This window comes from Clostridium amylolyticum (assembly GCF_900142075.1).
Taxonomy (GTDB): domain Bacteria; phylum Bacillota; class Clostridia; order Clostridiales; family Clostridiaceae; genus Clostridium_AA; species Clostridium_AA amylolyticum.
On record NZ_FQZO01000001.1, the window covers coordinates 399,593 to 425,602 of the forward strand.

Consider the following 26,010-nt stretch of genomic DNA (forward strand, 5'->3'; position numbering starts at 1 on the left):
TTGTGGTACCTTCACAATTGTGGAAGGAAATTTGTATATATGAAATTTATTATTGGAGGGAAAAGAATGGGGGATAGAATGACACCTATTCCATTTAAAGATTTAATGGAGTGGATAATTGAGGAATATAAAAATCACGGGAAAATATTTGGAGTGAATAAATTTTATAAAAAGCAAGATGATAAGGTGCTGGAGATTTTTGGTGAAAAGATAGAAACTCCCTTTGGACCTGCAGCAGGTCCTCATACTCAGCTGGCACAAAACATTATAACCGCTTATGTATGCGGATGCAGATTCTTTGAATTAAAAACTGTTCAGACCCTGGATGGAGAAGATCTGCCTGTTTCAAAACCTTGCATAAAGGCGGAAGATGAAGGTTATAACGTGGAGTGGTCCACAGAACTTAGAGTGGAAGAAGCTTATGAGGAGTATGTCAAGGCTTGGGTTATATTAAAGCTATTATCTAAGGAGTTAAACCTTGGCAGTGACGATGGCTTCGTTTTTAATATGAGCGTAGGATATGATTTTAAAGGCATTTCTTCCTCTAAAATAGACAATTTTATCCTAGGGCTTAAAGATGTTAGTAACAGCAGCATATGGAAGGAGTGCATGGAATACACCTTAAGAAACCTGGATAAATTTAATAATATAGATAAAGATTATGTTAGCAATATATCTCCTAAAGTCAGCAGCTCAATAACCTTGTCCACTTTACATGGATGCCCTTCACAAGAAATTGAACGCATCGCAGAGTACCTTATAAAAGAAAAAGGGTTAAATACTTATATAAAGTGTAATCCTACCTTATTGGGCTATGACTTTGCAAGAAAGACCTTAGATGCTATGGGTTATGATTATATATCCTTTGATGATCATCATTTTAAAAACGATTTACAGTATGAGGATGCAGTTCCTATGTTTAAAAGGCTAGAAACCTTAGCTGAAGAAAACGGCTTATCCTTTGGTGTAAAGCTTACCAATACTTTCCCAGTTTATATTAAAAACAATGAGCTACCAGGGGAAGAGATGTATATGTCAGGTAAATCTCTATATCTATTAACCATAGCACTAGCCAGCAAGCTATCCAAGGATTTTGATGGACAACTTAAAATATCCTATTCTGGCGGAGCGGATGCCTTTAATATAGAGGATATTTTTGAAACGGGTATATGGCCAATTACTATGGCTACTACTCTCTTAAAGATAGGTGGCTACAAAAGATGTGTTCAGATTGCTGAAAAATTAAGAAAGTTAGATTATAGCAATAAAGTTTTTATAGATAATGAAAAATTAATGGGTTTGAAAGAAAAATCCTTAAAGGATATTCATCACCTAAAAGATATAAAACCTAGAGGTAGCCGTAAAATAAATTCAAAAGTGCCATTAGTGGACTGCTTTATAGCTTCCTGTGAAAAGGGATGTCCTATTAATCAAGATATACCGGAATATATATCACTAGTGGAAGAAGGAAAGCACCTGGAAGCGTTAAAGGTTATAGTGGAAAAAAACCCATTACCTTTTATTACAGGAACCATATGCAGCCATGCCTGTATGAGTAAATGTACTAGAAATTTTAGCGATGAATCGGTACACATAAGAAACATAAAGCTGCAGGCAGCGGAAAAGGGATATGAAAGCTTAATGAGGGAAATGAAAGAAACCCCTAAGAGTAATGTAAAAGCAGCTATTATTGGCGGAGGAACCACAGGGATAGCAGCAGCTTATTTCCTTGCTAGAGAAGGTATCAATGTTACTATTTTTGAAAAAAGAAGCTCCTTAGGAGGAATAGTAAGCCATGTTATTCCAGAGTTTAGAATACCCTCTGAAAGAATTCATAAGGATATTGAACTCCTACAGAGCCTAGGGGTGGAAGTTAAATTAAATTCAGAGCAGAAATCTATAGATGATTTAAAGCGTCAGGGGTATAAGTATATATTAGTGGCTATAGGAGCATGGAAACCAGGGAAATTAGAACTAGAAGGTGAAAAGGTAATTAATGCTATAGAGTTTTTAGAAAAATTAAAAAGCAAAAATCCAGCTTTAAACCTAGGTAAAAACGTGGTGGTAGTAGGTGGAGGCAATACTGCCATGGATGCAGCCAGGGCAGCTAAAAGGACCCCTGGGGTAGAAAATGTATATTTAGTATATAGAAGGACTAAAAGGTATATGCCTGCCCATGAGGAAGAATTGAAACTAGCATTGGAGGATGGTGTGGAATTCAAGGAATTGCTAAGCCCTATAAAGTATAGCCAAGGGATTCTTAATTGTGAGGTTATGAAGCTGGGAGAGCCGGATGAAAGCGGCAGGAGGATGCCTGTACCTCAAGGAAAATGGGTAGAGGTTCCTGCAGATCTAGTTATATCAGCGGTGGGAGAAAAAATAGAAGAGAAGCTATTTATAGAAAATAATATAGACATAGATAACCAAGGCAGAGCAGTGGTAGATAAAAATACTTTAGAAACCTCTGTGGAAAGGGTATATGCAGCTGGAGATGGCTTATATGGACCTTCTACGGTGGTAGATGGAATAGCACAGGCTGCAAAATTTGCAAGAGCTGTGGTCTTAGAAGAAATGCATAGAGACTTAAATATAAATGTGCAAAAGAGCCTTAAGAATATAGATAATATAGAGAATAAAAGAGGGGTATTGGAAATGGGATACCTTGGAGAAAGAGAAGTGGGAAGATGCCTTCAATGTTCTACGGTATGCGAAGCTTGTGTAGATGTATGTCCTAATCGGGCTAACCTTTCTATAAAAGTAAAGGGCAATAAAATGCATCAGATAATCCATGTGGATAGGATGTGCAATGAGTGCGGTAACTGTGAGACTTTCTGTCCCTATAGCAGTGCTCCTTATAGAGAAAAGTTTACTTTATTTAGCACCGAAGGAGATTTTCAAGATAGTAAAAATGATGGGTTTATAGTGGTTAATAAACATGAGTTTATAGTGAAGGTAAGGCTAGAAGATAAAGTTTTAGAGGTTAAGCTTAAGGAAAATCATACTATGCTGCCAAAGGACATTGAAAATATCCTTTGGACTGTAATGAAAGATTATAGCTATGTGATTTAAAAATTAATGAGGTGGGGTATATGTCAATAATTATAAAAGGAGGAACCCTTGTAACTCCTAGAGGAAGCTACATTTCAGATATAAAGATTGAAGGGGAAATAATTGCTTGTATAGGTGAAAATTTAGAAAGCTCCAATGCCCAAATTATAGATGCTGGTGGCTCTTTAGTATTTCCAGGGTTTATTGATTCCCATACTCATCTGGATTTAGATACAGGGTTTACCAGAACCACAGATAATTTTCAAACAGGTACCGCTGCAGCTATTGTAGGCGGTACCACCACAATTTTGGATTTTGCCACCCAAAACCGAGGGGAGAGCCTTAGTGAGGGATTAAATAATTGGCATAAGCTAGCTAAGGGAATCTCCAGCTGTGATTATGGATTTCATATGGCTATAACAGAGTGGAATGAACAGGTTAAAAAAGAGCTTGAAACCATGAAGGAGGAAGGTATTACATCCTATAAAGCTTATATGGCTTATGACAGCCTTAGGATTAATGATGGGGAAATCTATGATATTTTAAAAGCTTTGAAAAAATATAATGGCATTCTTGGAGTTCATTGTGAAAATGGTGACCTTGTAAATACCATGATAAGAGAACAGCTAACCCAGGGTAATACTTCCCCTAAAGCCCACCCATTATCACGGCCAAATATAGTAGAAGCAGAAGCTGTATCTAGATTTATAGATATAGCAAAATTGGCAGAAGCACCTATTTATATAGTGCATTTAAGCACAAAAGAAGGCTTAGAAGAAGCGTTAAGAGCTAGAGAGAGAGGGCAAAGAGTATATTTAGAAACCTGTCCTCAATATCTCCTTTTAGAAGATAGCTTATATGATTTAGAAGGCTTTGAAGGGGCTAAGTATGTTTTGTCACCTCCTTTAAGAAAAAATGATGATAGGGAAAGCTTATGGAGGGCTATATCCCTTGGACAGATAGATATTATTGGCACAGACCATTGCAGCTTTAATTTTAAGGGGCAAAAGGAGCTAGGCTTAAAGGATTTTAGCAAGATACCCAATGGCATTCCTGGCATTGAGCATAGACCGGTGCTTATGTACACTTATGGAGTAATGGGGGGAAGGATAACTAGTGAGCAAATGTGTGCATTGCTTAGCGAAAATGTGGCGAAGCTCTTTTCCATGTATCCTAAGAAAGGAGCCCTTGAGGTAGGCAGCGATGCAGATATAGTTATATGGGATCCAAAGGCTAATGGGATAATATCTAAGGAAAATCAAAGACAGAATGTAGATTATACCCCTTTTGAAGGCTTTGAAACCTTAGGAAAAGCTAAGGAAGTATTTCTAAGAGGAATCCATGTGGTAAAGGATGGAGAGCTTATTAAGAATAATTGTGGTAAGTTTGTGAAAAGAGGGGGCCATCATGTTTAATTTTGTGGTAAATGGGGAAAAAGTTCAATGTAGAGAGGATAAAAAGCTCATTACTTTTTTAAGAGAAGATTTGAATTTAACGTCCGTTAAAAATGGCTGCAGCGAAGGTGCTTGCGGAACTTGTATGGTTCTAGTGGATGGGGTGGCAAAAAAAGCTTGTGTGCTTAAGACTGGCAAATTAGAAAATAAAAATATCATCACTGTAGAGGGGCTTTCGGAGAGAGAAAAACAGGTATATGCTCATGCTTTTATGGAAGCAGGAGCTGTACAGTGCGGTTTTTGCACACCGGGTATGGTGATAAGCGCCAAGGGACTACTGGATAAAATAGAAAATCCTACAGAAGAAGAAATAAAAAATGCCTTAAAAAACAATATCTGTAGATGCACTGGATATGTAAAGATAATTGAAGGGGTGAAATTAGCCAGTAAGCTTTTAAGAGAAGGTCTACCCATAGCTAAAGAAGCGGGTGAAGCCTTAGTGGGGGAAAATTTTAATAGAATAGATGCGGTAGATAAGGTGATAGGAAGGGCAGAGTATGTAGATGACATACGTATAGAGGAGATGATTTATGGAGGGGCAGTGAGGAGTAAATATCCCAGGGCATTAATAAAAGATATAGATATAAGAGATGCAAAGGAGCTACCAGGGGTTTATGCAGTTATTACAGCAGAAGAGCTGCCAGGAAGCAAGAAGGTAGGACATATCATAAAGGATTGGGATGTGTTAATTGGAAAAGGGGAGATAACCCACTGCATAGGAGATGCCATAGTTTTAATAGCAGCGGAGTCTAAAGAATTACTGGAGAAGGCTAAGGATTTAATAAAAATAAATTTTGAAGAACTACCTCCTTTAACATGCCCTGATGAGGCACTAAAAGATAATGCACCTTATATTCATGGAAATACCAATGTGCTCACAGAGCAATATCTATCCTTTGGTAATGCTGAGGAGGCTATAAAAAACTCGAAATATGTAGTAACCAATAAGTACAGTACTCCTTTTACAGAACATGCTTTTTTAGAAACAGAAACGGCAGTGGCTATGCCTGATGGTAAGGGTGGAATAATTATATACTGTGCAGATCAAGGTATATATCAAACTCAAAAGGAATGCGCAGAAGCCTTAGGATTACCCCAAAGTAAGGTAAGAGTAATAAGCAAAATGGTAGGGGGAGGCTTTGGAGGAAAAGAGGATATGACTGTACAACATCATGCAGCCATATTAGCTTTTACCTGTAACAAACCTGTGAAGTTTGCCTTAAGCCGTAGTGAAAGCATTAGGTTACATCCTAAACGCCATGCCATGGAAATAGAGATCACCACTGCCTGTGATGAAAATGGATATTTAACCGGTATGAAAGCTAGCATAATAGCAGATACAGGAGCTTATGCGTCCTTAGGAGGTCCGGTGCTTCAAAGAGCCTGTACCCATGCAGCAGGACCCTATCACTATAATAATATTAATATTCTAGGAAAAGCGGTATATACCAATAACCCTCCAGCAGGGGCCTTTAGAGGTTTTGGGGTAACCCAAAGCTGCTTTGCCACAGAATGTAATATAAATCAATTGGCAAAAATGGTGGGCATAAACCTCTGGGAAATTAGATATAGAAATGCCATTAGGCCAGGGCAGATATTACCCAATGGTCAAATTGCCGATGACTCCACCTCTCTTGTAGAAACTTTGGAGGCAGTAAAAGAAATATGTGAAGAAAATCCTAAAGCTGGTATAGCTTGTGCCATGAAAAATAGTGGAATAGGGGTTGGACTACCTGACATTGGAAGATGCAAGTTGATGGTAAATAATGGTAAAATATATATTCATAGCAGTGCAGCTTGTATTGGACAAGGACTTGGAACTATATTAACTCAAATAGTTTGTGAAACTCTAAATATAGAATCCGGTAAGGTGATATATGCAGCACCAGACACAGAAAATTGCCCGGATTCAGGGAATACCACCGCTTCCCGTCAAACCTTATTTACCGGAGAAGCAGCCAAAAGAGCATCCTTAAAGCTGTTGGAGGCTTTGCAGCATGAAAGTCTAGAAACCTTGGAAGGAAAGGAGTTTTATGGAGAGTTCCAAGGCATAACCGATAAGATGAATTCACCTAAAGAAAATCCTGTAAGCCATGTAGCCTATGGATATGCTACTCAAGTGGTTATTTTAAATGAAGAGGGAAGGCTTCAAAGGGTTATAGCTGCTCATGATGTGGGGACTGCTGTGAATCCTAAAAATATTCAAGGGCAAATTGAAGGGGGAGTAGTTATGAGCCTTGGCTATGCTCTTACAGAGGATTTTCCTCTAAATTCTGGTGTGCCCAAGGTAAAGTTTGGAACCTTAGGGCTTTTTAAAGCTACAGAAATACCTGAAATAGAATGTTTTATCCTAGGGAAAGGCAATGAAGAACTAGCTTATGGTGCAAAGGGAATAGGAGAGATATGTTCTATACCTACTGCTCCTGCTGTCACTGGAGCATATTATAACTATGACGGTATATTTAGAAACAAGCTTCCTTTAGTGGATACTCCTTACAGCAAGAAAAAATCAAATAAGTAGGTGATTTTACGAAGCTTAAAAGCTATCTAGGGTTAAAGAAAAAAGATGTTGTTTCTTTTGTAGGTGCAGGGGGGAAAACCTCCATGATGTTTAAGCTAGCTGAAGAGCTTAGAGATAGTTATAAAGTATTAGTAACCACCTCAACCAAGATATATACTCCCTTAAAGGAGAAATATGACTTCATTTGTACTGATGAAAGCATGTTCTCAACATATATTTCCATGAAGGAAAAGGGAGTGTATATTTTAGGCTTAGGTGTGAATGAGGAAAATAAGATATTGGGATTAAGTGAAAAACATTTAGCATCTTTAGAGCCTCATTTTGACTATATGCTAATAGAAGCAGACGGAGCAAAGGCAAAAGCACTGAAAGGATGGAATGAATTTGAGCCAGTTATATACAGTAAAACCACAAAGACTGTAGGAATTATAGACATACAGTCCTGGGGGATACCCATTTGTGAGGATAAGGTTCTTAGAAGTGATATATTCTGCGAAATAGCTGGTGCACAACAGGGAGAAACTGTGGAGATTAAGCACCTATGTAAGGTAATTCTCCATCCTGAAGGGCTTTTTAAGGGAGCACAAGGGGAAAAGATATTGTTCATTAATAAAGCAGAAGAACCTAAGGAAGTGATATTAGCTAAGCTTTTAGCTAGACAAGTAACTTTCATGGACAATGTTTTTTTAAATAGGTTAATACTAGGAAGTATAAAAACAAACATTTACATTTAATAAGCAGGTGATGTGATAATGATAAGTGCCATAATATTAGCATCAGGCTATTCTAGGAGAATGGGGAGAAATAAGCTTCTTCTAAAATATAGAGGCAAATCATTAGTTGAGCATACTATTGATACTATTTTACAGTGTAGTTTTTTAGAAGCTATTCTTGTAGCAAGAGAAGAAGAAATAATAAATATAGGTAATAGAAATTCTATAAAGGTTATTAAAAATGAAAATGCTTTTAAAGGAATAAGTGAATCTATTAAACTTGGGGTTAGTGAGTCAGGTGAAACAGAAGGATATATGTTTTTTACAGGGGATCAGCCTTTTCTAGATATGGATACAGTAAAAAAATTAGCTTATACCTTTAAAGAAGATTCAGATTGCATAATAATCCCCAGGTTTAAAGGTAAAAGAGGAAGTCCTGTAATATTTCCCTGGATCTTTAAAGAAGACTTTTTGAATTTAGAGGGAGATGTGGGAGGGAAAATAGTAATAAACAAAAATTTAGATAGAGTTAAATATGTAGAAGTGCAGGATGATATGAGGTTATTTGATGTGGATACTAATGAAAGTTATGAGTATATCCTACAACTAGAGGAGAAGAGTGAATATGTTTAATGATATTGTCATTATACGCGGTGGAGGAGACTTAGCCTCTGGTACGATACAAAAGTTACATAGAAGTGGCTTTAGGGTATTAGTTTTAGAGGTACCAAAGCCTACTTCTATTAGACGGAGTGTTTCCTTTAGCGAAGCCATATATGAAAAACAAATGGAGATAGAAGGAATTACTGCTGTACATGTATGCTCTTTAAGTGAAATAGAAAAGGCATGGAGTAATAAAAAAGTTCCGGTGATTATTGATGAAGAAGGTGAATACATTAAAAAAATAGCACCTAGAATTGTAGTGGATGCTATTATTGCTAAGAAAAATCTAGGGACAACCAGGGATATGGCTGAGATAACCATAGCTCTTGGACCAGGATTTACAGCAGCAAAAGATGTAGACGTTGTCATAGAAACTAGCAGAGGGCATAATCTTGGCAGGTTGATATTTAGTGGACAAGCAATGAAAAATACTGGTACACCAGGAAGCATAATGGGGATTTCTAAAGAAAGAGTTATATATTCACCCTGTGCAGGAGTAATGAAGAATATATTAAATATCGGTGATGTGGTGAAGAAAGATGAAGTTATTGCCTATGTAGGAGAGGAACCTATAAAAGCAACCATAACAGGATTGTTAAGAGGGATTTTACGCAGTGGAAGCTCTGTAACCAAAGGATTTAAGCTTGCAGATATTGATCCTAGGGTGTCAGAAAAAGAAAACTGCTTTACAATTTCAGATAAAGCTAGAAGTATAGCCGGAGGGGTATTAGAAGCGGTGCTTTACCTTAGTGACATTGAAAAAAAGGAAGGTTAATGATATGGAAGAGAAGATTTTAAAATCCATCTGTGAAAGCTTAGGAAAAGGGAAGAAGGTGGCTTTGGTAACCATTACTAATATGCTAGGATCCACTCCGAGGAAAAAAGGCTCCCTCATGGCGGTATGGGAAGATGGAAGCATTGAAGGAAGTGTAGGGGGAGGTAATATAGAATATGCTGTTATAGAAAAAGCTATACAGTGTATTAAAGAAGGGGAAGATAAGGAACTACAATTTCAGTTAAATGATGAAGGTGATTTGCATATGCAGTGCGGAGGAAAAGCTACTTTATACGTTAAAGTATTTAAGCCTAGTACAAAATTGCTTATTATAGGTGCAGGTCATGTGGGAGTGGAGCTTTTTAAACAAGCTAAACTATTAGATTTTTATACTGTAGTATTTGATGACCGTGAGGATTTTGCCAATGATAGAAGATTTCCAGAAGCAGAGGAAATATTGGTGGGAAATATGGGGGAGATGCTTTCAAAGTACCCTATAGATAATAATACCTATATAGTGATAGTAACTAGAGGTCATAAATGTGATGCAGAGGCTCTCAAGGCTGTGGTGCAAAGTGAAGCTGCATATATTGGCATGATTGGAAGCAGAAAAAAAACAGAATTTGTTATGAAAGGTCTCTTAAGTGATGGCATAGATAGGGAGCTTCTTAAAAAGGTATATGCCCCCATAGGAATAAATATAGCTTCGGAGCAGCCCAATGAAATTGCTTTGGGTATTATGAGTGAAGTATTATTGGTTAAGAATAAAGGCACATTAGAGAGTTTAAGGGATATAAAAAAAGTGAGTTTTTAAAATATCCTATGAATAGGGTTTGAATTTTTTATGCTTAGGAGTAGTGAAATGGATGTATGTTGGAGAATTTACTTAAAAGAAGAAGATATAAAAGTATTTGGTAAGGGACCTAAAATGCTGCTTTTAAAGATTGATGAGCTAGGATCCATTAGAAAAGCAGCAGAGTCAATGAATCTTTCCTATACAAAAGCTTGGAATATGATATTAAATTTAGAAAAGGGTTTGGGGATAAAGGTGCTGGAAAAACAAATTGGAGGAAAGCATGGAGGAGGTTCCATACTTACCTCTGAAATCAAAGAGTTTATGGAAAAGTATGCAAAGTTTGAGGCAGAAGTATCCCAATTTGTTACAGAGCTATTTAATAAAAAGTTTAAATAAGCAATGGACATAAAAAATAATCCCTCCTATTGATAAAATTTCCAATAAAAGGTATTATTGTATTAAGCGTTATTCATTTAAAAGTATAACCCCTTGATGGTGAGAAAAATTTTCACTAAGTTCCACAGTTGTGCTTATAGGCAATTAATTACCTTTAGAAAGGAGAGTGGACTTGGTCTGTAAAAATATTTTTTTAACAGGAAAAATTAATGTGGGAAAATCTACTGCTATATCTAAATTTCTTGAAGGATATCTCCATGAATCCGGTATTATAACTGGATTCAAAACGAAACCTTTTTATGAAAGTGGAGCATTGAAAGGATATTATATAGAAAGTCAAATACCTGGCGACAATACCACTATATTAGAAAATGTGGTGGGTATTAATGGCGATTTTGGTAAAGGGCAATGCTGCTATGGCATTCCTGAGGTATTTGAAAAAAGGGGAGTGGAAATATTACGTCATTCTTTAGAAATACCTAATTCCATTATATTGATGGACGAACTTGGTTTTTTTGAGAAGGACACTATAAAGTTTAAGGAGCAGGTGCACAAAGCTCTTTACAGTGATCATAGGATATTAGGGGTACTAAAGGAAAAGAGGAACCCTTTTCTAGATTCCATTGCCACTAGAGCGGATGTAAAGGTTATCGTTGTGACTTTAGAAAATAGAGATAGCATAGTGGATGAGATTAATAAATATTGGGAGTGATTTATTATGAAGATATTTAAAAAAGGTTTAATTCTGTTTGTAGCGTTAATGTTTTTCTTTACTGGGTGCGCTGCAGCAGTAAAAAGTGAAAATAAACAGGAAAATTCTAATATTAAGGTTGTTACTACCTATAAACCAGCTACGGATATTGTACTTGCATTAGGGGGTAAGGATAAATTAGTGGGAGTGAGTGATGGAGGTAAAAAAGATCCTGTGATGGTAAAGCTTGATGAAAGTTGGGCAAGCAAATTAGCAGAGGTTGGTTCCAAAAAAAATGGCGTAAATATCGAACAAATAGTGGCTTTAAAACCAGATGTGGTTATTTTATATCCCACTAAAGAATCCGATGACACAGTGAAAAAATTAGCAGAACATAAAATAAAGGTTATCAGCATTAACCCTGAGAGCATATCTTTGCTGAAGGATGACATTATTAAAGTAGGGGAAGCTATAGGGGAAAGTGAAAATGCAAAAAAGTTAGTGGATTACTATAAAGAAAAAACTGAATATGTGGCAAAAAAACTTCAGGGGGTAAGGGATAAAAAAACCGTGTATTTAGCTGGTGCTAATGGTATTCTTTCCACTACTTCGGGAGATTTTTATCAGCATGAAATGATAGAAGCTGCTGGGGGCATTAATGTTTCTGCCAAATTAAAAGGTGGATGGAATGATGTTTCTGTGGAGCAGTTAATTGCATGGAACCCTGAGGTGATAACTTCAGTTATGTATTGTAAAGACGGAAGTCCAGCTCAGATTATGGAAAAGAAAGAGCTTCAAAGCATAAGGGCTATAAAAGATAAGAAAGTTTATCAAGTACCTTCGAATATTACTCCTTGGGACATGCCTCAGCCTAGCAGCATATTAGCTATATTGTGGATGAGCAAAACTTTATACCCAGAAGATTTTAAGGATTTGGATATGCAACAGGGTGCCAATGATTTTTATAAGAAATTTTATGGCAAGTCCTTTGAGGAGTTAGGAGGAACTTTGGTTGGAGAAAATAATACCAGAAAATAAATTGCTCCATAAGACTCTAAATAATAAATGCCTTATATTTTTTATGATTTTTATTTTAGTGTTTATTTGGTCCATATTTTTAGGTAGATATAAACTTAGCATAGTTGATTATAAAAGTGTACTTGTAAACTTACCTATGCTGATTTTAGGGGGAGAAGTTTCTGATCCAAGCATATTAATAATATGTAAAGTGAGGCTGCCTCGAGTTTTACTGGCATCTTTTGTAGGAGCGGGATTAGCTCTTTCAGGACTGGTTTTTCAACAGGTATTTAAAAATCCTATTGCCTCCCCTGATATACTAGGAGTTACTTCAGGTGCAAGCTTTGGTGCTGCTTTGGGGATCATATTACCTTGGCAATTTCCAGGATTAATTCAAATAAGTGCATTTGTCTTTGGAATACTTGCAGTAAGCATGGCTTATGGATTAAAGAAGGCTTCAAAGGATGATAATATATTGTATTTAGTATTATCAGGAATTATTGTTTCTGCTTTCTTTTCAGCCCTGCTTTCTATGGTAAAGTATTTAGCAGACCCATATCAGCAGCTGCCTTCCATAGTTTTTTGGACAATGGGTGGATTGCACAGAGCAAATTGGGTAAATTCCATTGGTTGTGGCCTCATTGTAATTCCTAGTATTTTTATTATAAATAGCCTAAGGTTTAAATTAAAAATTCTTTTACTTAACGATGATATGGCAAAAACCCTGGGGATGGATGTTTCAAAATTTAGAAATGTTATGCTATGCTTAGTTTCTTTTGTAGTTTGTTATTGTGTCAGCATAGCTGGCACCATTGGATGGATCGCCCTGATAGTACCCCATATTACCAGAATAATACTGGGATATAAGAATAAAAACATTTACTTCATCACCAGCATTATAGGTGCCACAACTTTAGTTTTATTTGATGATATAGCTAGGTGTATAAGTACTACAGAAATCCCAGTAGGAATACTCACCGCTGCTATAGGGGCTCCTATTTTAGGCTATCTACTAATATTTAAGAAAACGGTATAATTAGGAGTTTGTATGGATATAAACATAGAAAATCTATATTTTAGCTATAATGACAAGTATATTTTAAAAGATATTAATTTGCAATTTAAAAGAGGAAATATTTATGCATTGCTGGGTAGAAATGGTTCTGGGAAAACTACCTTAATAAAGTTAATTTTAGGTTTGATTAACTATAATCATGGAATAATTACCATTGAAGGTAAAAGCACTAAAGAAATTCTCCCTAAGGAGTTGTCTAAAGCAATTTCCTATGTTCCACAATATGAGGAAGCCATCTATGGCATAAAAGTCATTGAACTTGTGGTTATGGGGAGAAATCCTTATTTGAATTTATTTGATAAACCTTCTTACAAAGAGTATGAATTAGCAGAGAAAGCTCTTGAAAATCTTGGCGTAGGTCACTTAATGCAAAAGAGCTATTCACAAATTAGCGGAGGTGAAAGGCAGCTGGTTCTAATTGCAAGAGCTCTTGTGCAAAATACAAAATTTATCTTAATGGATGAGCCTATTTCTAATTTAGATATTAAAAATCAACATGAAGTATTAAAAAAAATAAAAAGTATAGCAGAGGGTTTTAACATAGGAGTTGTGATCTCCCTTCATGACCCTAATCTGGCCATGAGATATTGTCATGAAGGAATTTTGCTTAAAGAAGGTAAAGTTGTAAATTTTGGAGAAATACAAGAAGTCTTGAGCCCAAACACCTTGGCGGCCATATACGATATGAACTTCGAAGTTTTAAGTACAAAAAAAGGCATTAAGTTTATTACTTCATAAAATAATAGAGACATAGGGTTAAGGATATGTAGGTTTTAAAAGCATCTTTATTTAGATGCTTTTTTAATGATGTAAATTAGAATGTTAAGAATAGGTAGAAAATTGTCGAAATAAGGAATATAATATAAAAAATATCGTTATATAAAACTGTAAAATATGTGAATGCACTAGAAGAATAAATAAATGGAGGATACAACATATGAAGGATAATTTTTATAAGCAGTTAGTAGAAAAGCTGCCAACTGGATATGCATATCACAGAATTATATGTGATAAAAACAATATTCCTTATGATTATGTATTTCTTGAAACTAACGCTGCTTTTGAAAAGTTCACAGGTTTAAAGGCAGCACAGGTTATTGGTAAAAGAATATCTGAAATATTGCCTAATACTAATATAAAAGAATTTAATTGGATAAAAGTATATGGAGAAATCGCACTTACTGGTAGGGAAAAACAATTTGAACAGTACTCGCAAGAATTAAAACGTTGGTATAGAGTTAAGGTGTATTCTCCTGAAAAAAATTATTTTGTAACAATTTTTATTGATATAACCAAAGAAATGAGGAGCTTAGAAGAAAAGACTACTATTCTCACTACATTGAACGATATAGTATTTGAAATAGATAAAGATTATAGGTTTATAAATATAATTTCTTCTGATGATAATTATTTATTTATAGCTAGAGAAGATATTATTGGCAAGAGTATTAAGGAGCTGTTTTCTAAAGATTTATCAGAGATATTCATTTCCTCTTTTCAGAAGGCATTAGCTTCAGGAAAAAAAGAATCTATTATTTATAAATCTCCATTAAGGAATGATAATAATTGGTATAATGCGGATATTAAGTATGCACAAATTAGTAATAAAAAAAAGTATATTGTGAGTGTAAGTGATATTAGTGAACAAAAGAAACTAGAGTATGAATTATTTAAGAAAACACAGGAATTAGAAAAATACCACCTAATCTTTGAACACTCTCCTCTCGGTATTTACCATTTTGATAGCCAAGGGATTATTACAGATTGTAATGATAGCTTTGTTAAAATTATTGGATCCTCTCGTGATGAGCTTATTGGATTGGATACACTTAAGTTATCAGATAAAAAGGTAGTAAAAGCTATACAAGGTGTCCTTAAAAGTCAGCAAACATCGTATGAGGGAGATTACAAGTCAATTACGGGTCATAAGGTAACATCTGTGAAAGTAATGTTTGCTCCAATACTATCACTGGATAAGGAGATAGAGGGAGGTATTGGTATAGTAGAGGACATTACTCAGCGTAAGCACATGGAGAAGATAATCTTTGAAGAAAAAGAAAGGCTAAAAACCACCTTGTTGTCTATCGGTGATGGGGTCATTTCTACAGATAACCATGGAAACGTGCTTTTCTTAAACAAAGTAGCAGAACAACTTACTGGATGGGCTCAAGAGGAAGCCTTTGGAAGATCCTTGGAAGAAGTATTCCATACTATTAGTGAGTTCACAAGAGAAAAATGTGAGAACCCGGTATTTAATGTGTTAGAAACCGGAAATATTATTGAACTTGCTAATGATACTATTCTAATATCCAAAGATAGAACACAACGTCATATCGAGGATAGTGCAGCGCCCATTATGGATAAGAATAGCAACATAAATGGTGTAGTATTAGTATTTAGAGATGTTACTGAAGAGAAAGAAAGACAAGCGAAAATACAGTATTTGAGTTTTCATGATCAACTAACTGGGCTAAATAACCGTAGATTTTTTGAGGATGAGCTAAGAAGAATAGATACCACAAGCAACCTTCCTATAACTCTTGTAATGATTGATGTAAATGGTTTAAAGTTAACCAATGATGCCTTTGGCCATTTATTGGGAGATAAACTTTTGCAAAGGGTTGCGGAGATTTTAAGAAAAGAGTGTAGAAATGAGGATATTATTGCTAGAATTGGTGGGGATGAGTTTGTAATTTTATTACCTAAAACCAGCTCTGAAGAGGCAGAAAGGTTTTTGAACAGAATAAATGCTGTTATTACCCAGGAAAAGATTAACTCCATGAGTGTATCCGTATCATATGGCTGGGAAACCAAGAGAGAAACTGAGGAAGATTTATCTTCAATATTTAAAAAAGCTGAAGACTATATGTATAGGCGAAAATTATCGGAAAGTACTAGCATGAGATATAAAACTATAGAAGTAATAATAAAAACCTTATATGAAAAAAATGAAAGGGAAGAAAAACACTCTATACGAGTTAGTGAATTGTGCACTCAAATAGCCTTAGCGCTAGATTTAAATACTATTAATATCAATGAACTTAGAACAGTGGGATTAATGCATGATATAGGGAAAATAGCAATTGATGATAAGATATTAGATAAATCGGGTACTCTTAGTGATTCAGAATGGTTGGAAGTTAAGAGGCATCCGGAAATAGGCTACAGGATCTTGAGTTCATTAAATGAATACGCACCCCTAGCGGAATATGTTCTAGCTCATCATGAAAGATGGGATGGAAAAGGCTACCCAAAAGGCTTAAAAGGAGAAGATATACCTTGGCAGTCAAGAATTATTGCGGTTGCTGATGCCTATGATGCTATGACCAGCCATAGGCCATATAGACAAGCGTTAAGCAGGGGGACTGCTATTGAGATAATAAAAACAAATGCTGGAACTTATTTTGACCCTAAAATAACAAAGGTATTTGTTGAAAAAGTTTTGGAAGAAAAATGGTAGTAGGATAACTTACATGTTAGATTACAGGTATGCTCCTAGAGTGTGTTATATGGAATTTGTAATGTTATATAAAATGGATATTGTTTTATCAAAAGTGATAAGACAATATCCATTTTAATTATTTACTTTACAAGGTAAAATATTTATAAAGACTGTAACGAATATCTATACATTTACGACTAATATAATGAAGGGGGTGGGGATTCTTGGAGGTTATGGAAGAGTTATATCATATGTATGGTAAAGAAGTTTTTAAATATTTATGCTGGCTGACGAATGATCCCCACCGTGCTGAAGATATTCTACAAGAGACTTTTATGCGTGCTATCACTGGAATATTGCGGTTTGAAGGCAAGTCCAGTATAAGAACTTGGCTTTTTTCCATTGCAAGGAATTGTTATATTGACGATCTAAGAAAGCATAAGGAAATAAGGTCACTGGAGGATATACCAGAGCTTGTTTCAGTAATACAGTTAGAGGATGAAATTCTTGGACGTGAAGTGAGAGAGAAAATAAAATCAACTTTAGAAACTTTGGATGAGCGCTCACAGAAGGTTATTGCACTGAGAAACCAAGGCTTTAGCTTTTTAGAAATAGGAAAGATTATGGGAATATCTGAAGGTTCAGCTCGGGTTATTAATCACAGAGCTATAAAGAGGCTCAAAGAAATATTAGAAAAGGAGGAGATTATATGAATTTGCCTTGTGAGGTTATTATGGATCTAATACCCCTTTGTAAGGATGGTGTGGCAAGTGCAGAAAGCTGCCGTTTAGTGGAGGAACACATTGCTACCTGCAAATCATGTCTTAAGGAATATGATTCCATAGAAGTCTTGCCTGCTTTAGACACAAATATTCTAGAAGAAAAACAATTTTTAAAGAAACTGCGTAGAAATACCTTTAAGTTACTAGCAGTTCTTCTAATGGGCGGTGCAATTCTAGGTGTTTCCATGACTTTCAGCAGCAATGTATTTTATAATTTTCTTCTTATGCCCATAGTGGGTTTATTAGCATATTTTGTATTTGGGAAAGAATTTTATATCGCTCCATCTATTGTGTTTGTTCTCTCCATAATAAGTAATGTAATTTATGGAGTCTTAGAAGAAAGGCTAGGGCTAACTGCTTTGGTAGCTGCCTTTACATCAATGATAGTATATTCCTTTATTTATGCTTTTTTGGTGTTGCTAGGCTATTGCATAGCGTGGCTTATGCACTATGCTTTTGGAAAGCAAGACAAACAGATAGATTATAAAATAAAGTCTAGAAGTAAATATATCTGGATTACCATTGGATTGTTCATGCTTATTGCATTAGTGGCACTATTTATTAAAAGTTTTATAATTATGTGAGGAGGAATGAGCTGTGAGAAAGAAAAGACCAGTGTATTTGAGGGTTATGGCAGGAATAACAGCAATAATTATAATTGGAGTGATAGCTTTCATAACCAATGCCTTTACAGGAAATCCTATATCTGCACATTTTGCTAAAAAGCACATGATAAGTTATGCTACGAAAAAATACCCTGATATGGATTTAAGCTTTTCAAAGACAGAATATAACTTTAAGACCGGAGGATATACCATAAAAGCTAGTAATGCTAATTCCATAGATACACATTTTATGGTGAACCGTAGAAGCGATGGATATATTTATGATGGCTATGAGAATTATGTTTTGGGTGGATTTAATACACTAGATCGCCTTGGGAAAGAAATGACAAAGGATATGGAACCTTTGCTTAAAGAGCTATTTAAAAATGAGCTTTCAGGACGTTTATTTGCAGATTGTATAGGGGACAAAAAGAATTTAGAAAAAGGAGCACCTCCGTTAAACACTCCCTATAACAGAGTTATGAAGCTGAATGCTACTATATATATGGATTTTGATTTAAAGAACCCAACCATTGAAGAAATATCTGATAGGATTCAAAAGGCAGATAAACTATTAAAGAAAGAAGGCTTTTCTGTGGGAGGTTATGTAGTTGAAGCTCTTAATCGTGATACAAAAAAGGGGTATATGGTAACAGTGTATGCAGACATAATCAATGAAAAATTCCCTGAAGTTATGAAAAATGCTTTTGATAATAACAATAATAGTGAAGGTGTATCAATTACCGCTGTAGGTAAGTAGTAACACTAACAATATAATTCATATTATTATTAATGATGTTATGCAGGAAACTTTATATTTGTAACTTGTCACATGTCTGGCATCTAAAAAATCTGTTTGGCAACCTTCAATAATCTATGATGTATTTACTATGAAAACCAAATAATGAAGGTTTCTACAAGTAAATTAAATATAATTAGTAAAATATTGAATAATGAGACTCATGAAGGGGCTAAGTTTAAAACTTACCTTTATGGGTCATTTTATTTTTTAAAGGAGTGAATCATATGGTATAATTTTCTTAGATTAATATAATGACAATGAAAGGGGTGATATGGCTATGAAAAATAGTGACTTATATTTCCATGTGGGCAGTGAAATTAAAGTGGAGGGAAATCCTTTTGTTGTAGAGGGTTACATTGTTTTTAAACAATATGATGGTTCAAGCTGGACGGAATATATGATTAGATCTAAGGGGAATTATGAGGTTAAATGGCTAAGTGTGGATATTGAATATGACGAATATGCTATTTATACTAAATGTGGTTATGGGGAGGATTTTTCAGCTAAAAGTATTATAGATAATGGGTATAAAAAGGTAGATGATGAGATAGCCAAAGTATTAGATTATAAGGGCCAGGTGGATGTAGAGCTAGGAGAACAAGTATCCTATAGAGATTATGAAGACAATACAGAAGAACTGTTAATATCCATAGAGGAATGGGATGGGGAAAAGGAGTATTCAAGGGGATACTATATAGATAAAGAAGATATAGAGAAGATAAATATTCCAAATAATGCTTTACATATTGGAGCGGAGGATTATTCCTCGGCAGCTAATATTAGAAAAATAATTATAGCATTTATTTTCATAGTTTTAATTGTAATTGTAATTTTAAAAATGGGTTTGCTTAATTTTAGTAAAAAAGAAATTTTATCTAAATATATAAATTCTAATAGTAGTTTTGAATATGTTACTTCAATAACTTCTGATTTAGATGAGAACAAAAAAGCTAATGTATATTCAACTAATAAAACTGTTGAAGATACAGCAAAGCTATTAATTGATGGAGTACAGGGAAATATTGATGATGTTCAAGAAAGTCAACAAGATGGTACAGTGGTAATAACTACCAAGGACGAATTAGCTTTAATATATATAAGCGAAGATGCTGAAACCTTGGTTCAAGTAAGTTTAAGAGAATATGTTTATTCTAGCAGACATATGCCTTATAGAGGTAGTAATATAACAGACGGGTATTATAGAAGATATTATTATACTACTGTTTATCAGAAAGATAAAACTAAGTTCAAGAAATTACCCAATGCTTATAGGGACTATAATGGTGGACAAATTATACCAGATGATAATAATAAATATAGAATATATTCTAGTAGTGTAAGACAAAGCAGCGTAAATTCTAGAACATCTTCTGGTGGTGGGACAAGTTTTGGAAAATAAAAAAAGGGGGTTTTATAAATGCAAGATATAATAAATATCATAATATATTGTGGTGTGGGAATAGTTCTAATGATTTTGGGAGCGTATTTGGTAGACCTAGTAATACCATGCAAGTTTTCTACAGAAATAAAAAATAGAAATTTAGCTGTAGGGTATATAATAGCAGGAATATATATTGGAGTAGGTATAATTTTAAGAAGTGCCATAATGTCACCAGTAATATCAGAGACTGCTGTTACCTTGTTGCAAGGAATAGGCAGTACAGTACTATATTTTTTCTTAGGAATTGTTATATGCATCATAGGATATTTAATAACAAAAGCAGTAAATAAAAAATATAACTTAAACAAGGAAATTGAACAAGGAAACCCTGCAGCGGGATTGATGGTCATGGGCTTATTTATAGGTTTATCTATAGTAATAAGTGGAGTTATCTACTAGATATGAGGGATATAAATGAATGAAAAGAGAAGTTTTAATTATAACTTATTAATGGTAACTACCTTAATAATTTCAGGGTGTTCAATAATCTATGAAGTATTAATCAGTTCTGTAAGCTCATTTTTAGTAGGAGATAGTATAAAGCAATTTTCCATAACTATAGGATTATATATGAGCGCTATGGGCTTGGGTTCTTACTTGTCTAAATATATTAAAACTCAGCTTTTTGACTGGTTTGTGGTAGTAGAAATAGGAGTAGGAGTCTTAGGAGGAATAAGTACTTTGATACTATTCCTCTCAAACATTTATATTGAAAGTTATGAATTAATAATGTATATACAAATAATACTTATAGGGACATTAGTAGGATTAGAGATTCCTTTATTAACAAGAATTATAGAATCCAATACAAAGGATTTAAGAATAACTTTATCTAGGATATTTAGTTTTGATTATATAGGAGGATTAATAGGATCTATAGCTTTCCCATTGATTTTACTCCCTAAGTTCGGATACTTTACTATTGCCTTTTTAGTGGGGAGCTTAAATATAATAGTTTCTATTATAATAATTCATACATACAAAAATTATATAAAAAATGTGTATTTTTTTAAATTATCATCCATAGCATTATTAATATTAATGCTAATGGGAGCAGTTTTCGGAGATAATATAGCAAATTTAATGGAAGGAAAACTTTATAGAGATAAAATAGTTTTATCCAAACAAACACCTTATCAAAATATTGTGGTTACTAAACATAAGGATGATTTGAGATTGTTTATAAATGGTAATATTCAATTTTCTTCTAGTGATGAGTATAGGTATCATGAAGCCTTAGTACACGTACCTATGAATGCATCTAAAAATAGGAAAAGGGTTCTTATATTGGGAGGGGGGGATGGATTAGCTGTTAGGGAAGTGCTTAAATATCTAGATGTACTAAAGATTACATTGGTAGATTTAGATGAAGACATGGTTAAATTAAGCAAAACAAATAGTAATATAGTAAATTTAAATAAAAATTCTCTAAATAATTCTAAATTAGAGATTATATATAATGATGCTTTTAAATTTCTTGAAGAAAGTAATGAAGTTTATGATGTAATAATAGTAGATTTGCCGGATCCTAACAATGAAAGCTTAAATAAATTGTATACCAATGTGTTTTACAGGTTATGCGGAAAAAATTTATCCCATTCAGGTGCCATGTCAGTACAATCTACAAGTCCATATTATGCAAAGGAAGCTTATTGGTGCATAAATAAAACTATAGAGTCAGAAGGACTTAATGTTGTGCCTTATCATGTAGAAGTTCCTACTTTTGGAGATTGGGGATTTCAGCTTGTGACTAAAACACCAATGGATACTAAAGATATTAAAGTAAATGTAGACACAAGATTTTTGAATAAAGAAACCTTGCAAAAGCTTTTTATATTTAGTAAGGATGAATTAATAAATAATAAAGAATCAATAAAATCAAATACATTAACCCATCCAATGTTATTATCATACTATTTAAAAGCAGTGAATAATTGGAGGTAAATTTATTTAAAATACTGTGTTGAAAATTAATTCTAAAATTATATAAAAAATGAAAAAAGCTCATCAAAATGTTTGACAATCTTTAGTAAGCTATGATATATTTACTATGAAAACGAAATCATGAAGATTTCTGCAATAGTTTTTAATGTGTTTAATAGAATAGTAAATAATGAGACCCATGAAGGGGCTAAGTTTAAAACTTCCCTTTATGGGTCATTTTATTTTTTAAAGGAGTGAATATTATGCACATGGTTGATGCATTGATTTCACCCATGGTGGGTGGAACCATGCTAGCTACTACTGCGGGAATTGCAACTTATTCAATTAGAAGGATTCAAAATGATATGGATGAAAAGAAGGTTCCCTTAATGGGGGTTATGGGGGCATTTATTTTTGCTGCCCAGATGATTAACTTTTCCATACCTGGGACAGGTTCTAGTGGACATATTGGAGGAGGATTGCTTTTGGCAATATTACTAGGGCCTTATGCGGGATTCTTAACCATGGCTTCAGTTTTACTAATACAAGCTTTATTCTTTGGAGATGGAGGATTGCTTGCTTATGGCTGCAATGTGTTTAATCTTGGCTTTTACACTTGTTTTATAGCATATCCATTTATTTATAAACGTATTACTCGCAAGAGGCTTAATTCAAAGAGAATCTTTGCAGCATCCATGATCGCCGCTTTAGTGGGACTGCAACTGGGAGCCTTTAGTGTTGTACTTGAGACTTTATTATCTGGAAAGACTGAATTACCTTTTGGAACATTTGTATTGCTTATGCAGCCCATACATCTAGCTATAGGAGTGGGTGAGGGTCTGATAACAGCTGCAGTGGTTACTTTTGTTTGGAGAGCTAGACCAGAAATTTTAGAAAAGGCAGCTACTGGTGAAGCTCTTGGGAATATATCCATGAGAAAAGTATTAACAAGCCTTCTAATAGCAGTATTATTAGTGGGTGGAGGGCTTTCTTGGTTTGCCTCTGCAAATCCTGATGGACTAGAATGGTCCATGGAGAAAACTGCTGGTACAGCTGAATTAGAATCCCCTGATGGAATTCATAAAACTTTATCTAAAATACAAGGTAGTATTGCGTTTTTACCAGATTATAGCTTTAGGGTAAGAGAGGAACAAAGTAAGTCAGAACAAGATGGAGAAGCTGAAGAAAAATGGCCTTCCGTTAGTGCAGAAACTAGTGTTTCAGGTATAGTGGGTGGAATCTTAACCCTGGGTTTGGCTGGGATAACAGGATTGATTATCAGTGTAGCTAAAAAGAAAAAGAAAAAAGTTATCGCTTAAATTATCCTAGGCAAGGAGGTGAACCTTGCCATTACTTTATTAATGAGGATTTGATTTTGTATGTCCAATATAATAAATTCATTATATAATATTAGGTTCTTGGATGACCTTTCAGTAAAAGAAACTCCTATACACAGGCTGCATCCTGTAATAAAGCTTCTAACTACAGTGGTTTATCTAACTGTAGTGATATCCTTTGAAAGATATGAAATAATTGGTCTCTTACCTTTTGTTTTTTATCCTGTACTGACTTTTGTCTTGGCAGAATTACCCTTTACTCCAGTTCTGAAAAGGATTTTGCTTGTGCAGCCTTTTATTATAGGAATTGGAATATTAAATCCATTATTTGATAATAATACTGTAATCCTTGGTGGAATTGCTATGTCAAGGGGATGGATTACGTTTCTTTCAATTTTTATAAAATGTGGTTTAACAGTAACAGCTAGTATTCTACTCATTGCAACTACAGGAATGGATAAATTGGCCGTGGCTTTGCGTAGGCTGAAAGTACCTAAGATATTTGTTTTACAATTATTATTAACCTACAGATATATATCTGTGCTTATTGAGGAGGTTTCTAGGATGATGACAGCCTATTCCTTGAGAGCGCCAGGACAGAAAGGAATACATAGAAGTGTTTGGGGGTCTTTTCTTGGACAATTAATGTTAAGAACCCTAGATAGAGCTGAATCTGTGTATAATTCTATGAGTTTAAGAGGTTTTACAGGCGAGTTTAATATTGGAGATATGGAAAAATTAAAGTTCAAAGACTTTGGGTATCTAATTACTTGGAGCATGGTTTTTATTATGGCCAGGATTTACAATATACCTACGCTTATAGGTTCATTGGTTATAGGGGTGATTAAATAGATGGATAATCATAAACTTGAGGTAAAAAATCTAAAGTTTTCATATCCTGGGGATTATGAAGCAGTAAAGAATATATCATTTACTATAAATGCAGGAGAATCCGTAGGGATTATTGGAGCAAATGGTGCCGGTAAGTCCACACTTCTAATGCTAATAATGGGAATAATCTTTCCAGAAGCAGGTGAAATATTGGTAGGTGATGTTAAAGTAACTAAAAAGACATTGCCAGAGATACGAAAGAGGTTAGGAATGGTACTTCAAAACCCTGATGATCAGTTGTTCATGACCACGGTTTATGATGATGTTGCCTTTGGGCCGAGAAACTACAAGTTGGATGAAAAAGAAGTAAAACACAGAGTAGAAAATTCACTGGAATTGGTGGGCATATCTCATTTGAAAAACAGGGCTCCTTTTAAACTATCCGGGGGAGAAAAGCGTAATGCTGCCATTGCATCTGTTCTATCTATGCAACCGGATATATTGATAATGGACGAGCCAACCTCAGCTCTAGATCCTAAATCAAGGCGAAGAGTTATTAATTTGTTAAATAGCTTTAAGCAAACTAAAATAATTACCAGTCACGATTTGGATATGATATTTGAAACCTGTAATAGAGTTATTGTCATTAAAGAAGGTGAAGTTCCCTGGGACGGACCTTTAGAAGAAATTTTATCCAATGGGGATTTACTGGATAGCTGTGGTTTAGAAATACCTCTTTCACTACAAAATTGCCCTATTTGTGGAACTCCCAAAAGATAATTTGAATACAAAGAAAAACAAAAGGATTTTGCCTATTTTTTGGTATAATATATTTGGTATAATATATTTGTAAGTTTTGATTGGGGGATTAAAATGAGAATTGCGGTTATAGACGGGCAAGGTGGAGGAATAGGTAAAGCCATAGTGGAAAAAGTTAGACAGTGTTTTGGAGGAGAAATTGAGATTATTGCACTGGGAACAAACTCTTTAGCAACCTCCTTAATGTTAAAAGCAGGTGCTAATGAAGGTGCTACAGGTGAAAATGCCATTGTTTATAATGCTTCTAAGGTTGATATGATCTTGGGTTCCATAGGGATAATATGTGCCAATTCATTGCTGGGTGAACTAACACCCCTTATGGCAAGAGCTGTAGCGGAAAGTCCTGCAAAAAAGGTATTAATTCCATTGAATAGATGTAATATAATGATTGCTGGTGTTGAAAATAAGCCACTGCCACATTACATCGATGATGTTATTGAAATATTGAAATCTCAGAGAGGTGAATGATATGTGTGAGGCTAATGTTTATTGTATTGATAAAGAAGGAAATGAGAAACTTATTTTAGAAGCCGTAGACAAGGTAATTCCTATGGAAGAGGGTTTTCTACTTGAAAATATATTTAGTGAGAGAAAAATTATAAAGGCAAAAATAAAGGAAATGGCTCTTGTGGAGCATCGTATTGTTCTCCAAGAAGAATAGATATTTCATTATATGACATTTAGGATTAATTGGGTATTACCCCCAAGGGATTGTATTTAAAAAGAGTATATCTTTGTATATTTTGGTGGGAAAATAGCTCTATAATGTTAAAAAATAGTGACAATTTCTTATCAAAAAATGTTTGACAATAGATTAATGTCAGAATATAATTAGGTTGTAGCGTGTTACTGGTTTGGCAGGCATTAGCTCATTAGATA

The 26,010-nt window shown here is 34.5% G+C and carries 23 protein-coding genes and 1 pseudogene; all 24 read left to right on the top strand.

The features are described from left to right. Positions 1 to 66 precede the first annotated feature (66 nt). The 24 genes and pseudogenes from ygfK (at position 67) to BUA82_RS02075 (ending at position 25,792) form a co-directional block, all read left to right on the top strand. On the top strand, positions 67 to 3,069 hold the full coding sequence (gene ygfK, locus BUA82_RS01955) for a putative selenate reductase subunit YgfK (RefSeq protein WP_073004140.1): 3,003 nt from the start codon (positions 67 to 69) through the stop codon (positions 3,067 to 3,069). A gap of 20 nt (positions 3,070 to 3,089) precedes the next feature. Then, positions 3,090 to 4,463 (top strand): dihydropyrimidinase, encoded by a 1,374-nt coding sequence (hydA, locus tag BUA82_RS01960; protein ID WP_073004141.1) that lies wholly within the window; start codon positions 3,090 to 3,092, stop codon positions 4,461 to 4,463. Beyond that, positions 4,456 to 7,023: a selenium-dependent xanthine dehydrogenase gene (gene xdh / locus BUA82_RS01965; RefSeq protein ID WP_073004142.1), complete on the top strand. Its 2,568-nt coding sequence runs from the start codon at positions 4,456 to 4,458 to the stop codon at positions 7,021 to 7,023. Before hydA ends, xdh begins: the two co-directional genes overlap by 8 nt. 59 nt (positions 7,024 to 7,082) lie before the next feature. Next, a pseudogene (gene yqeC / locus BUA82_RS01970) lies at positions 7,083 to 7,757 on the top strand (selenium cofactor biosynthesis protein YqeC); the annotation flags it as partial. An 18-nt stretch (positions 7,758 to 7,775) separates the two neighbouring features. Then, complete coding sequence (gene mocA / locus BUA82_RS01975) at positions 7,776 to 8,369, top strand: molybdenum cofactor cytidylyltransferase (protein ID WP_073004143.1); 594 nt, start codon at positions 7,776 to 7,778, stop codon at positions 8,367 to 8,369. Continuing rightward, complete coding sequence (gene yqeB / locus BUA82_RS01980; protein WP_073004144.1) at positions 8,362 to 9,174, top strand: selenium-dependent molybdenum cofactor biosynthesis protein YqeB; 813 nt, start codon at positions 8,362 to 8,364, stop codon at positions 9,172 to 9,174. The genes mocA and yqeB overlap by 8 nt, the downstream gene beginning before the upstream one ends. Before the next feature lie 4 nt (positions 9,175 to 9,178). Next, on the top strand, positions 9,179 to 9,988 hold the full coding sequence (locus BUA82_RS01985) for an XdhC family protein (RefSeq protein ID WP_073005095.1): 810 nt from the start codon (positions 9,179 to 9,181) through the stop codon (positions 9,986 to 9,988). A 48-nt stretch (positions 9,989 to 10,036) separates the two neighbouring features. Further along, the gene (locus BUA82_RS01990; RefSeq protein ID WP_073004145.1) at positions 10,037 to 10,366 is read left to right on the top strand and encodes a winged helix-turn-helix domain-containing protein; all 330 of its coding nucleotides are present in this window, start codon (positions 10,037 to 10,039) and stop codon (positions 10,364 to 10,366) included. Between the two features lie 172 nt (positions 10,367 to 10,538). Then, positions 10,539 to 11,078, top strand: coding sequence for a nucleoside-triphosphatase (locus tag BUA82_RS01995; RefSeq protein ID WP_073004146.1), 540 nt, complete (start codon positions 10,539 to 10,541; stop codon positions 11,076 to 11,078). Positions 11,079 to 11,084: 6 nt separating this feature from the next. Then, positions 11,085 to 12,095: an ABC transporter substrate-binding protein gene (locus tag BUA82_RS02000; RefSeq protein ID WP_073004147.1), complete on the top strand. Its 1,011-nt coding sequence runs from the start codon at positions 11,085 to 11,087 to the stop codon at positions 12,093 to 12,095. Beyond that, entirely contained in the window at positions 12,070 to 13,110 is a 1,041-nt protein-coding gene (locus BUA82_RS02005; protein ID WP_207650269.1) for a FecCD family ABC transporter permease, read from the top strand. The genes BUA82_RS02000 and BUA82_RS02005 overlap by 26 nt, the downstream gene beginning before the upstream one ends. Before the next feature lie 12 nt (positions 13,111 to 13,122). Then, positions 13,123 to 13,887, top strand: a complete 765-nt coding sequence (locus BUA82_RS02010; protein ID WP_073004150.1) for an ABC transporter ATP-binding protein — start codon at positions 13,123 to 13,125, stop codon at positions 13,885 to 13,887. Between the two features lie 199 nt (positions 13,888 to 14,086). Continuing rightward, positions 14,087 to 16,609, top strand: coding sequence for a PAS domain S-box protein (locus tag BUA82_RS02020; protein ID WP_083599736.1), 2,523 nt, complete (start codon positions 14,087 to 14,089; stop codon positions 16,607 to 16,609). A gap of 215 nt (positions 16,610 to 16,824) precedes the next feature. Beyond that, the gene (locus tag BUA82_RS02025) at positions 16,825 to 17,304 is read left to right on the top strand and encodes an RNA polymerase sigma factor (RefSeq protein ID WP_073005102.1); all 480 of its coding nucleotides are present in this window, start codon (positions 16,825 to 16,827) and stop codon (positions 17,302 to 17,304) included. Then, positions 17,301 to 17,957, top strand: a complete 657-nt coding sequence (locus BUA82_RS02030) for a zf-HC2 domain-containing protein (protein ID WP_073004152.1) — start codon at positions 17,301 to 17,303, stop codon at positions 17,955 to 17,957. The genes BUA82_RS02025 and BUA82_RS02030 overlap by 4 nt, the downstream gene beginning before the upstream one ends. Before the next feature lie 13 nt (positions 17,958 to 17,970). Then, positions 17,971 to 18,738, top strand: coding sequence for a YfjL-like protein (locus BUA82_RS02035; protein ID WP_073004154.1), 768 nt, complete (start codon positions 17,971 to 17,973; stop codon positions 18,736 to 18,738). A 319-nt stretch (positions 18,739 to 19,057) separates the two neighbouring features. Beyond that, positions 19,058 to 20,179, top strand: a complete 1,122-nt coding sequence (locus BUA82_RS02040) for a DUF4178 domain-containing protein (RefSeq protein WP_073004157.1) — start codon at positions 19,058 to 19,060, stop codon at positions 20,177 to 20,179. 18 nt (positions 20,180 to 20,197) lie between these two features. Then, on the top strand, positions 20,198 to 20,620 hold the full coding sequence (locus BUA82_RS02045; protein ID WP_073004159.1) for a DUF350 domain-containing protein: 423 nt from the start codon (positions 20,198 to 20,200) through the stop codon (positions 20,618 to 20,620). A 15-nt stretch (positions 20,621 to 20,635) separates the two neighbouring features. Next, positions 20,636 to 22,165 (top strand): polyamine aminopropyltransferase, encoded by a 1,530-nt coding sequence (locus BUA82_RS02050; protein WP_073004161.1) that lies wholly within the window; start codon positions 20,636 to 20,638, stop codon positions 22,163 to 22,165. Between the two features lie 242 nt (positions 22,166 to 22,407). Beyond that, the gene (locus BUA82_RS02055) at positions 22,408 to 23,463 is read left to right on the top strand and encodes an energy-coupling factor ABC transporter permease (RefSeq protein WP_073004163.1); all 1,056 of its coding nucleotides are present in this window, start codon (positions 22,408 to 22,410) and stop codon (positions 23,461 to 23,463) included. Between the two features lie 60 nt (positions 23,464 to 23,523). Continuing rightward, on the top strand, positions 23,524 to 24,333 hold the full coding sequence (cbiQ, locus tag BUA82_RS02060; protein WP_073004166.1) for a cobalt ECF transporter T component CbiQ: 810 nt from the start codon (positions 23,524 to 23,526) through the stop codon (positions 24,331 to 24,333). Next, on the top strand, positions 24,334 to 25,092 hold the full coding sequence (locus BUA82_RS02065) for an energy-coupling factor ABC transporter ATP-binding protein (RefSeq protein ID WP_073004169.1): 759 nt from the start codon (positions 24,334 to 24,336) through the stop codon (positions 25,090 to 25,092). It abuts the gene before it with no gap. 93 nt (positions 25,093 to 25,185) lie between these two features. Then, positions 25,186 to 25,599: a DUF3842 family protein gene (locus tag BUA82_RS02070; protein WP_073004172.1), complete on the top strand. Its 414-nt coding sequence runs from the start codon at positions 25,186 to 25,188 to the stop codon at positions 25,597 to 25,599. Between the two features lies 1 nt (position 25,600). Then, positions 25,601 to 25,792, top strand: a complete 192-nt coding sequence (locus BUA82_RS02075) for a CooT family nickel-binding protein (protein ID WP_073004175.1) — start codon at positions 25,601 to 25,603, stop codon at positions 25,790 to 25,792. The last annotated feature ends 218 nt before the right edge of the window (positions 25,793 to 26,010 follow it).